Origin of the sequence: Virgibacillus sp., from assembly GCF_013393565.1 — a bacterium.
In the GTDB taxonomy this organism is placed as follows: domain Bacteria; phylum Bacillota; class Bacilli; order Bacillales; family Amphibacillaceae; genus Virgibacillus; species Virgibacillus dokdonensis.
Genome location: NZ_JABXHF010000069.1, coordinates 1 through 10,830, shown reverse-complemented (window position 1 = coordinate 10,830; position 10,830 = coordinate 1). Strand labels below are relative to the sequence as shown.

The 10,830-nt window shown below is 36.2% G+C and carries 9 protein-coding genes, 1 pseudogene and 1 CRISPR repeat array; of the genes and pseudogenes, 8 read left to right on the top strand and 2 right to left on the bottom strand.

Annotated elements, in window-relative coordinates; all coding sequences use genetic code 11:
* The first annotated feature begins 443 nt into the window (after window positions 1–443).
* The 3 genes from HLX49_RS13745 (at window position 444) to HLX49_RS13735 (ending at window position 4,351) form a co-directional block, all read left to right on the top strand.
* Window positions 444–2,120: an ATP-binding protein gene (locus tag HLX49_RS13745; RefSeq protein ID WP_101932579.1), complete on the top strand. Its 1,677-nt coding sequence runs from the start codon at window positions 444–446 to the stop codon at window positions 2,118–2,120.
* Window positions 2,086–2,826: a response regulator gene (locus HLX49_RS13740; protein WP_296362581.1), complete on the top strand. Its 741-nt coding sequence runs from the start codon at window positions 2,086–2,088 to the stop codon at window positions 2,824–2,826. Before HLX49_RS13745 ends, HLX49_RS13740 begins: the two co-directional genes overlap by 35 nt.
* Window positions 2,827–3,016: 190 nt before the next feature.
* Window positions 3,017–4,351: a CitMHS family transporter gene (locus tag HLX49_RS13735; protein ID WP_296362580.1), complete on the top strand. Its 1,335-nt coding sequence runs from the start codon at window positions 3,017–3,019 to the stop codon at window positions 4,349–4,351.
* Between the two features lie 230 nt (window positions 4,352–4,581).
* Here HLX49_RS13735 and HLX49_RS13730 read toward each other — a convergent pair whose 3' ends face one another.
* Together HLX49_RS13730 and HLX49_RS13725 are read right to left on the bottom strand one after the other, a co-directional pair.
* Window positions 4,582–5,022 (bottom strand): hypothetical protein, encoded by a 441-nt coding sequence (locus HLX49_RS13730; protein WP_296362579.1) that lies wholly within the window; start codon window positions 5,020–5,022, stop codon window positions 4,582–4,584.
* Between the two features lie 563 nt (window positions 5,023–5,585).
* Window positions 5,586–6,087: a CRISPR direct-repeat array (repeat unit 32 nt; unit sequence ATTTCAATCCACGCACCTATACAAGGTGCGAC).
* A gap of 356 nt (window positions 6,088–6,443) precedes the next feature.
* Window positions 6,444–6,788 (bottom strand): helix-turn-helix domain-containing protein, encoded by a 345-nt coding sequence (locus HLX49_RS13725; RefSeq protein ID WP_073006582.1) that lies wholly within the window; start codon window positions 6,786–6,788, stop codon window positions 6,444–6,446.
* Between the two features lie 153 nt (window positions 6,789–6,941).
* Here HLX49_RS13725 and HLX49_RS13720 point away from each other — a divergent pair, with 153 nt between their 5' ends.
* From HLX49_RS13720 to HLX49_RS13700, 5 genes and pseudogenes are all read left to right on the top strand, one after another.
* Window positions 6,942–7,181, top strand: a complete 240-nt coding sequence (locus tag HLX49_RS13720; RefSeq protein WP_073006584.1) for a helix-turn-helix transcriptional regulator — start codon at window positions 6,942–6,944, stop codon at window positions 7,179–7,181.
* A 461-nt stretch (window positions 7,182–7,642) separates the two neighbouring features.
* Complete coding sequence (locus HLX49_RS13715; RefSeq protein ID WP_101934182.1) at window positions 7,643–8,605, top strand: tripartite tricarboxylate transporter substrate binding protein; 963 nt, start codon at window positions 7,643–7,645, stop codon at window positions 8,603–8,605.
* A gap of 27 nt (window positions 8,606–8,632) precedes the next feature.
* Entirely contained in the window at window positions 8,633–9,082 is a 450-nt protein-coding gene (locus HLX49_RS13710; RefSeq protein WP_101932575.1) for a tripartite tricarboxylate transporter TctB family protein, read from the top strand.
* Window positions 9,083–9,093: 11 nt separating this feature from the next.
* A complete protein-coding gene (locus HLX49_RS13705) occupies window positions 9,094–10,575 on the top strand; it encodes a tripartite tricarboxylate transporter permease (protein ID WP_101932574.1) in 1,482 nt (493 codons plus the stop codon).
* Window positions 10,576–10,703: 128 nt separating this feature from the next.
* Window positions 10,704–10,830 (top strand): annotated as a pseudogene (locus tag HLX49_RS13700) (IS3-like element IS655 family transposase); the annotation flags it as partial.

Here is a 10,830-nt window from a genome sequence, read left to right as displayed (position 1 = left end):
AGTAAAAAAATGTAACGTTGCTTCTTCACATTTTAGCCTCCGATAAATAGGTCATTTACCAATATGACCCATATTTTCAGTTATGTATAGTATATAGTTGACTATGAGCAAATGAAAGTGAAGGGAGGGAATTTTTAAAAAATAAGTATATCGTCATATGACAAAAGAAGGGAGTTTTTAAGAAAGGTGAGTTATTCGAAAGGGAGGGAGTTTTGTTCACAGTAGCATCCATTTTGCATAATAAGATAATACATGCAGTTCTTCTCTTTCATCTATATAGCAAATCGACTTCATCCAGACAAAAACTTGTTTTTATATTTGATTTGTACTCCATTTTTCTTTTAATCTTTTCTACAATCGATTTTTGAAAGCAAATTCTTTCTTCCTATCATAAACATGTCATTATACTAGTAAGAGAGAGAGGATAAAAAGGGGACGTAAAGATGTTTATTTTACATAGGGAGAAAGATAGCATTGCTAATAAACGATATTTCAGTTTAAAGGTGAAAATGATCATGCTTATAAGTATCTTGCTTATAGGGATGTTTGTTATTTTTGGATTGTTTCTCCGCTCGTTTATAGCAACAACGATGGAAGATCAAATAGCAAAGCGGGCGTTAAGCGTATCTAAAAGTGTCGCGAATATGCCAAGTGTACGCGATGCTTTTGAGTTAGAGCGTCCAGAAACGGTCATGCAAAATATTGTCGGACCCCTTCAACAAAACATTGGAGCAGAGTTTATAGTTATAGGAAATAAGGAAGGCATTCGTTATGCACATCCAGACCCGAAAAAAATTGGAAAGCCAATGGTTGGTGGGGATAATTCTCGTGCCTTAGAAGAAGGACAGTCATATATCTCAAAGCGTGAAGGGTCGTTAGGGTTATCCATTCGCGGAAAAACACCTATTAGAGATAAGCGTGGAGAAATTATTGGTGTGGTATCGGTTGGCTTCTTAAATGAAGAAGTGCAACATATTATTGAGGAGCAAAGCAGATCTGTTTGGTTAATGCTGTTTGGTATTCTTTTCATAGGGGTTATAGGCGCTATTCTGATTGCTACCTATTTAAAAAAATTATTATCGGGAATGGAGCCTGAGGAAATCACTCAACTATTATTGCAAAAGGAGGCCATTTTACAGTCTACACATGAAGGAATTATTGCTGTGGATAACCAAGGGAAAATGATGATGATGAACGTTGCTGCGCAAACTATTTTATTCGAGCGAGAAATAGATAGAAGGTCGTATGTAGGGAAAAGTGTTGATGAATTTTTACCTCATACGGGGTTATTTGATGTTTTGAAAACAGGTGAGAAGCATTTTAATAAAGAGATGATCCTTGGTGATGTCATTGTTTTGACGAACCGAATGCCTATCTTTCATCAACATACTATCATTGGGGCGGTTACTACATTTCGTAAAAAAACGGAGCTGGAAAGCATTACAAAAGAGTTATCGCAAATGAAACAATATGCCAATGCCCAACGTGCACAAACGCATGAATTTTCTAATAAATTGCATACTATTCTAGGTTTGTTACAGCTAGATAAGCAGGAAGAAGCGATCGCTTATATAAAGCAAGAAAACAAAACCCAAGGGACACTTTCGCGATTTTTACTGCAACAAGTAGCTGATCCAATGGTTCAAGGGTTGCTACAAGGGAAATGGGATCAAGCTAGCGAACTTGGCATTACGATGACGATTGATCCAGATAGCCAGCTTTCTACTAGTTTTGTTGGAGAAAAGCAACGGGCGTTTTTAACAGCGGTCGGTAATTTGCTTGAGAATGCTATCGAGTCTGTGAAAAAGGAAGCAAAATCGAATCGTAACATGACGGTTCTATTTACAGATATTGGTGAAGATGTCATTGTAGAGGTGGATGATTCGGGAAGCGGGCTTTCACATCAGGATATCGATCCTATTTTTGAACAAGGTTATACGACCAAAGATGGGGCCCATCGTGGTGTTGGTTTAGCATTAAGTAAACATCTTGTAGAACGTGTTGGAGGAGAAATTTTGGTGGAAGAAGGCGAATTAGGAGGGGCTCGTTTTATCATCATTATGCCGAAAGGGGAAGGGGAAAGGCATGGAGAAACAGGGGATACAGGTACTAATTATTGAAGACGATTTTCGCGTTGCAGCGATCAATCAACAATTTGTGGAACAAGTAGAAGGATATCAGGTTGTAAAAAGTGTCAAAACAGCTGAAGAAGCTTATCATTATTTGCGGCAGCCAGGGGCAGAAATAGATCTCGTATTATTGGATATCTATATCCCAGATGTAGAAGGGTTGGAACTTTTTTGGCAATTGCGTACCCACTGTAAACGAGTAGATATTGTGGTAATCTCCGCTGCGATAGAAAAAAATGTCATTGAGGAAGTGCTACGTGGTGGCGTGATTGATTATATCATTAAGCCTGTGGATGCAGAGCGGTTTACAAAGATGTTGAAGCAGTATCAACAAAGGCGTCGTTATCTGATGTCGAAAGAAGTTTTAGAACAGCATGAAATCGATGGTCTGATTGAAAGACAGATCGGGGGTTTCTCTCCTACAAAAAAAGCGCATGGCCAGTTGCCTAAAGGAATTGATCCGATTACGTTAGATGAAGTTACCAATCTATTTCAAACTCAAAAGGTAAAAGGAATTACAGCTATGGAGTTAAGTGAACAAATTGGGACGAGCCGATCAACTGCTAGGAGATACTTGGAGTATCTCGTTTCCTTAAAAAAGATTAAGACAACACTGCTGTATGGAAATGTAGGCAGACCAGAAAGGCGTTATATCCTTTGTGAAACTTATGAACAAAATGCAACAAATAACAGTTAATATACTTATCGACACAATGTTTTAACCGCTTACATTCCGTGGTATTTTAGTTATTAATCTGATCTTTTCGCTAACTTTTATCGTGAAAAGCATTGTTTCTCATAAAACTAGTTGAGAAAACGCTAGATAGATAACATTTGCGTGACTTTGGGGTTTTACATACCGCTTTGCTATGCAGAAGGGGGATATCATGGGAGTTTTAAGTATCATTGGATTTTTGACGATTATCATCATTGTACTATTATTAATTCGCGGACGTGTGGCACCAATTATAGCATTAGTGTTAACGCCTATCATTGCTGCAGTCATTGCTGGATTTGGTCTAGAAGACATCGGAACATTTTTTAATGATGGGATTGCCGATGTTGTACATGTTGCAATTATGTTTATTTTTGCGATTCTTTTTTTCGGTATTATGCAAGACGTTGGATTATTTGATCCATTAATTCGAGGGATGATTACCATATCGCAGGGGAATGTCATCGCAATTAGTGTTGGTAGTGTTTTTATTGCTGCTATTGCTCAATTAGATGGTTCTGGAGCATCTACATTTCTTATTACCATACCAGCATTGTTGCCGCTTTATAAAAAGTTAAAGATGAATCCATATTTACTTCTGCTATTGATTGCAGGAAGCGCAAGTATTATGAATATGTTACCATGGGCAGGACCGTTGGGCAGATCGGCTTCTGTATTAAATATGGATGTCACGGAATTATGGAGACCGTTAATACCTGTTCAAGCCATTGGACTTGTACTTATGATTGCTTTAGCTATTGTTCTTGGATATCGAGAAAAAAGGCGAATTACGAAAGAATACGGATCCGTAGAAGCGGCGGCAGTTATGGAGCCTGATGTAACTAGCGTAGACGCTACGTCAGAAAGTATAAACAAAGCGTCAGAAACTGTTGCTTGGAAATTTTGGCTTAACGTTTTATTAGCCATTGCCGTTGTAGGGACATTAGTATGGGGCATTATCCCAGCAGGGCTTGTATTTATGATTGGGGTAAGCTTAGCGCTACCACTAAATTATCCAAACATGGAGGATCAAATGGATCGCATTCGCTCCCATGCTCCAAATGCCTTAATGATGGCGACAATTATACTGGCAGCTGGAACCTTCTTAGGGATTCTAACTGGTACGGGAATGTTGAATGCGATTGCAGAAGATGTGGTCAAAGTGATCCCAGCATTCATTGCGCCGTATATTCATTTAATTATCGGATTCTTTGGTGTTCCATTTGATTTGTTGTTAAGCACGGATGCGTATTATTTTGCATTAATGCCAGTAGTCGAACAAATTGCAACTGGATTTGGGATTGATTCTCTATCTACTGGTTATGCGATGATTGTTGGCAATATTGTTGGAACGTTTATTAGTCCGTTTTCGCCAGCAGTCTGGTTGGCTCTGGGATTGGCAGGCTTGGAAATGGGACGTCATATTCGTTATTCCCTGTTTTGGCTATGGGGACTTAGTATTGTTCTCTTAGCGAGCACCGTAGCTATTGAATTAATTACTGTTTAAAATATGCCGCACATCTTGTGCGGTTTTCTGTACTATAGGAAAGCATAGAATTTTGTAGATGATAGTATAAGAAAAACAAAGGTTGTCGCTATTAGAATTGGCGACAGCCAAGTTTTTCCTAATATTTTTCCTTCGCTAGTCATTCCTGTTTGTTAGTAGATGTTTGTTTTTTATCTGGGTGCGAGTTATTAACAAGATATTTGCTTTTACTGCTTTATGATAGTACTCGGTTATTTAACTTCTACATCAAATATAAACGATGCCTCCCCGTTTTCCCACTTGGCTTTCACTTCATAAATATAAACTCCTTCTTTTTCTGGGACATTTATTTTATTGTCTTTAAAAGCAACTTCTTTTGTTTGTTCATCTTCGTTCCACTCAAAAACAGTAAGTGATGGATTTTCTTTAATGATAATTTCTATACTACTATTGTTATTGACCGTAAGTGTTTCAAATTCTTTAGAAAGTTCCAATACAGAAGGAGTATCTACAGAATGTATTTCTGGCTCTCCTTTAGAGACATAATTTCCTGGTATCATTTCATATTTATTTGAATGTACAATGATTTCACCCGATGTTGGTACTTGTTCTGCTTCTTCTGAATTTGAAGTGTTACAACCAAACAGCATAAAACTTATTAATATTAGTATAAGGTTGGCATACTTTTTCAAATGAATCACCCCTTAATATGTTATGTCTATGCTACAAGTATAATTAATCATACCATCTCGTACTTACTGAATTTAAAGAATATGTTGTCTTGCTTAGATACAATTCGGCTTTTCCGTTATCACCGTCAGGATATCCTCTAACATTGAACTTAAAAGAAAATGTTCCTTTCCGATTTGGTGCTTCAAATCTTGATATTCGCCATTGAAATGCACATTAATAAAACAAATGTAAATAACCCAGTTATAGTTCTTGTGGCAATAATAAAACTCACCTTTCCCCTTAACTCTTTTATTATAGTAGACTTCTATACATGGCTAAGAAACACCTGCAAGTTTTCAAATTATGTATAGGTATGTTTTTAATACTTGATCACTAAAAACTTTGGTTTACTAGTGGCAACTACAAATTTATAGAGGGAAGTTACAAACATCTTCAATAAAGGATTTGGTGGATAATTCTGAATTATTTTAAGCTAAAAATGGCTATTATACCAGCTGTAATTTCCATCGCACCTATATAAGGTGCGATACAGCATATTTCGGACGTTAAACAAGTAATTGAGATTTCAATCGACGAACCTATACAAAGTGCGACAACAGCACTGTTTTTAATTTATGGGAAAGGAAAGATTTCAATCCACGCACCTATACAAGGTGCGACATGGGGTACAATTATTGTAGTTTTATTTCAGATTTCATTTCAATCCACGCACCTATACAAGGTGCGACTCTTTAGACTGTACTAAACGCACTTCATCAATAAATTTCAATCCACGCACCTATACAAGGTGCGACTACAGGTCACGACCATATTTATTTACGATTTAATTGTATTTCAATCCACGCACCTATACAAGGTGCGACATGATGCACTACAACCCTTGAATAAAACTATGGATATTTCAATCCACGCACCTATACAAGGTGCGACGATTCACCCATTTCGAAACCAGCGTTAGATAAAACAATTTCAATCCACGCACCTATACAAGGTGCGACGATCAAACCAGAATTAGTACGTGCGGTTTACGTAATTTCAATCCACGCACCTATACAAGGTGCGACTGCGATTTTATCCTAAAAAATAACAAAAATAATCAAAAACAGTCCATTTTTAGGTTGGAAATCTTATATATTACTAATTATCTTCAATATTATTACAAAAATCATCAAAAAAGCAAGCGGATTTTGGTGCGAATCCCCCTGGGTTTTTATGTGCACTTGGGGTTCGCACCAAGTATATTATGTAAAAATTTTTGTATTTAGAACAATTAATGAATACACAAAAGGCGGTCATGAAAGTTTTAGTTATCTGTTGACGTATTATATAAAGGAAATTTCTGAACGCCTTTTTGAAACCAAACTCCAATAGAAAAATTTCTTATACATTCTAAAATGAAGAAAGCTTTACAACACCAATTTTATTCCTCTTTAAAAACATCCCAAATTTTTTTAAGACGACGCATATCCTCCTCTCCATTGCTTGGTAATTCTTTATACCAGAGTTCTAATTCTGGATCAATATTTAAAACTTCATCTTTATTCTTGTTTTTAATGCTATTTCCTACCAAGTAATCAATACTTACATTATAAAACTGTGATAAATTTTTAAGCATTTCTATATCTGGCTCTACATGATTGTTCTCGTAATGGGAATATCTAGCACGAGAAATACCCAGAGATTTTGCAACATCTTCCTGTTTTAAATCTCTTTGCTTCCGTAGAAATTTCAATCTATTTCCAAATACAGGAGAGTTCTTTTTCACATGATCACCTCAAATTACCTCTATTATAACGGACAACCGATAAAATGTTTATCTATGATAATAAAATTTTCTAAAAATCATTGACGATAATTAGTTTATCTTTTATAGTATTTGTAATGATAAAAAAGTTATCAAACGGAGGGAGAATAGTTAATGGAACGAAAAGCACTTACACAGCTTAGAAAGAAACATCAATTAACTCAACAAGAATTAGCAAAAGAATTGGGTATTTCAACTATCTATGTCAGAAAAATAGAAAAAGGAGATGCTGATCCTGGTCGAGATACAATGGTGAAGTATGAATTATTTTTCAACGAAGATATAAAAAAGCTTTTCCCAGATATTTTTTATGCTATTGATAAGGAAAAGCAAAATGATAAAGAAGTGATCTAATTCCTTTTAAAAATTCAAATATATAAAACGTTCTTATGCATATTATGCGATGCATAATGGGGTTACTAGCAAGTCAAATAAATGAATAAAACTTGATATGATTAGTGCACCTAAAAAGTGACTGTTCTAAAATTGACTGTTTCAAAAGCACAATAAAAGTTTGATTTATTGATTCTTACCCAAAAAGGTCATTAGATTATTTCATGCTGGCATATAGTATTCCATTTATTGAACAAGCAACTATATACGGTGTTTTGAAAATATGATTTTTAAAAATCGACCTTTTTAGGAATTAACTATTTATTTTCAACTACTTTTTTGGGTGAAGGGATTATAGTTTTTGTATCTCTATGAACAAATGATTCTACTATGAAAAGCACTTACAGGCGAGTTTGTTATACAAAAATGAAAGGGTGATTACGTTGAGAAAAAAATGGGGTTTGATTTTAGTATTTGTAAGCATGGTTACTCTAATCGCTTGTTCCAATAGCAATAAAGCGGATAGTGGGGAATGGTCACCAAAAGAACCGATTGAGATTGTCGCTCCTGCTGGTGCTGGAGGTGGCTGGGATACAACTGCGAGAATGGCTGCAAAAATATTTGAGGAAGAAGGAATGGTAGAGCAAGATATTGGCGTAGTAAATAAACCTGGTGGAGGGGGTGCTGTTGGTTGGGCTTATGTAGCTGAGAAAGCAGGAAATCCGCATCATATGTTTATCGCTTCGCGTCCACTCATTGATGTGCCATTAAATGGTCAATCTCAGTATGATCATAATGATTTCACACCAATTGCCAATGTAATTGCTGATTATGGTGCTTTTGCAGTAACGGCAGATTCAAAATGGGAAAATTTAAACGACTTGTTTGAAGATATGAAGAAAGACCCTTCTTCCGTTACAATCATTGGCGCATCTTCTCCTGGGAGTATGGATCATATTCAATTTGTGAAAATTGCTAAGGAAGCTGGAGTAGATATTAAAAAAATTAAATATGTATCTGAGCAAGATGGAGGAACATTAACAGCTTTATTGAACGGAAGTGCTGATGTTTATTCAACTGGTGTTGCGGAAACCATTGAACAAGCAAAGGCAGGTAAAATCAAGGTGCTTGGAGTCACTTCAGAAGAGCGATTAGAGGGAGAAGTTATTTCTGAATTTCCGACAGTTCAAGAACAGGGAATTGATTCCAATTTTGTGAATTGGAGAGGTTTTTTTGCTCCACCTGATACAGATGAAAGTGCTATAGATTACTATGTTTCTAAATTCAAAGAATTAAATGAGTCAGAGGCATGGAAAGAAATTCGGAAGCAGTATGGTTGGGATGAAATGTTTATGTATGGAGAAGAGTACAAAGATTTCTTAGATGAACAGAAAGAAGAGTCTGAACAACTACTGGATGAGCTAGGAATATCAAAAAATGAATGAGGGCAAGAAGGGAGCTGATCTATAAACATGTTAAAAACATTAAATAGAAAAATTGCAGTGCTTCTGTGGTGCATAGCTATTTTATATCTTTTCTTTGCCTATAGATTACCATCCTATGCTTATGTACCAATAGATTCGAATGCTTTGCCGATAATTTTAGGAATATTATTACTAGTTCTTTCCACGATCTTATTTTTCGGAAAAGGGGACTCTGAAAATGACAAATTAAATATAAATAAGACTGATTTGCTGAAATTACTTGGTGTCTTTTTGCTCAACGTTCTTTATGCTAGTTTTTTAGAGAGTTTAGGATTTGTAATTGTAAGTATTTTCTTCATATTCTTTTGCTCGTATTTATTAGGGTATAGAAAACATGTAATTAATGCTGTTACAGCTATTCTCGTACCATTAACATTTTATCTTTTATTTACGAGTGCATTACAAATTAGGTTGCCACAAGGGGTCATGCCTTTTTAGGGGAGGTTATTATGGGGGGTTTAGAAGGAGTACTATCAGGTTTTCAGGTTGCTTTTAGTGTAGAAGGGATTATTTTTGTTTTTATCGGTGTGTTGGCAGGTACTTTTATTGGTATGTTACCGGGATTAGGTCCAATTTCAGCAATTGCGGTCATGATTCCTATATCTTATGGGTTCGATCCTACTATTGCTCTTGTTATGATGGCGGGAGTTTATTACGGCGCTGTATTTGGAGGTTCTACATCATCGATTTTGTTAAATGCTCCAGGTATATCTGGAACAGTAGCCACTGCTTTTGATGGTCATCCATTGGCTAAACAAGGAAAAGCGGGAAAAGCACTTGCCATTGCAGCTATTTCTTCTTTTATTGGTGGAACGGTAGGAATTGTATTACTCATGTTATTTGCTCCAATGCTTGCTTCAGTGGCGATTGCATTTGGACCGCCTGAGTACTTTGCTTTAATGTTAGTAGCGCTAACGGCTATTGCTAGTTTATCAGAAGGTTCTCTTGTGAAAGCGTTTATTTCGGGAGTGATTGGTTTTATGTTTGCCACAGTAGGGATTGATGCGCAAACTGGAACCCCTCGATTTACGTTTGGGATGACAAATTTATTAAGTGGTATTGAATTTTTAGTTATAGCTCTAGGTTTGTTTGCTTTGGCTGAAATTTGCTTTTTGATCATCAACTCTGTTAAAGAGAAGAACGATATACATCATAATATTGGTAGTCTCAAGCTGACGAAATCGGATTTTAAAGAAATGAAAGGGCCAGCAACAAGGCAATCTTTTCTTGGATTTATCATTGGTGTGTTGCCGGGGGCAGGCGCAACGATTGCTTCTTTTATTGGTTATATTGTTGAGAAAAAATTATCGAAAAAACCTGAGCAATTTGGGAAAGGGTCCATAAAAGGATTAACAGCCCCAGAAACAGCTAACAATGCAGCTACCAGTGGTGCGTTTGTTCCATTATTAAGTCTTGGAATCCCAGGATCAGGTACGACGGCTGTGTTATTAGGAGCGTTACTTGTGCTAGGAGTGCAACCCGGTCCTCTGTTATTTGAGGATGAGCCGACCTTGTTTTGGGGCGTTATTGCTAGTATGTATATCGGAAATGTCTTTTTATTAATATTGAATTTGCCGTTGATCCCGTATATTGCCAAGCTGTTACTCATTCCTAGACCACTTCTTATATCACTAGTAATTACATTTTGTATGCTTGGCGTTTATGCTATTAGTTTTAACACATTTGATATTTACTTATTACTTTTATTTGGGGTTATTGGTTTTTTAATGCGATTAGCTCGCTTTCCTGCGCCTCCGTTTATTTTAAGTTTTATTTTGGGAGGAATGATGGAGCAATCTTTAAGGCAGTCACTGACTATTTCTGAAGGTAACATAGGCATTTTTTTAGAAAGTCCTATAGCAATTGCTCTCTTTATAGTAGCTTTATTGTCCATTGTTATTCCTGCTTTTAAAAAGAAAACGATTACTTGAGTAGGGGGATAGCGATGAAGAAAATAAAATTAATTGCGAGCGACGGACTATTTCAGGCTGGTCATACCGTGCAATATAATAGCTTTCCAACTAGAAAGTATACTTCTCAATCTGTGTTTAATGATAATAGAGGAAGTGAGTTTAAAAATAAGCTTATTGATGAAGAACTAGATACATTTGGTATGGAGAGATCATTAAGTGATAAAGGCAAACCTTATGACAACGCAGTATCTATGGCAGCATTCAAAAAAATAA

Bases quoted from the DNA above. Each gene is read 5' to 3' on its own strand.
- HLX49_RS13735 (WP_296362580.1), top strand. From the start codon at position 3,017: ATGGGAGTTTTAAGTATCATTGGATTTTTGACGATTATCATCATTGTA.
- HLX49_RS13705 (WP_101932574.1), top strand. From the start codon at position 9,094: ATGGGGGGTTTAGAAGGAGTACTATCAGGTTTTCAGGTTGCTTTTAGT.
- HLX49_RS13720 (WP_073006584.1), top strand. From the start codon at position 6,942: ATGGAACGAAAAGCACTTACACAGCTTAGAAAGAAACATCAATTAACT.
- HLX49_RS13745 (WP_101932579.1), top strand. From the start codon at position 444: ATGTTTATTTTACATAGGGAGAAAGATAGCATTGCTAATAAACGATAT.
- HLX49_RS13715 (WP_101934182.1), top strand. From the start codon at position 7,643: ATGGTTACTCTAATCGCTTGTTCCAATAGCAATAAAGCGGATAGTGGG.
- HLX49_RS13710 (WP_101932575.1), top strand. From the start codon at position 8,633: ATGTTAAAAACATTAAATAGAAAAATTGCAGTGCTTCTGTGGTGCATA.
- HLX49_RS13740 (WP_296362581.1), top strand. From the start codon at position 2,086: ATGGAGAAACAGGGGATACAGGTACTAATTATTGAAGACGATTTTCGC.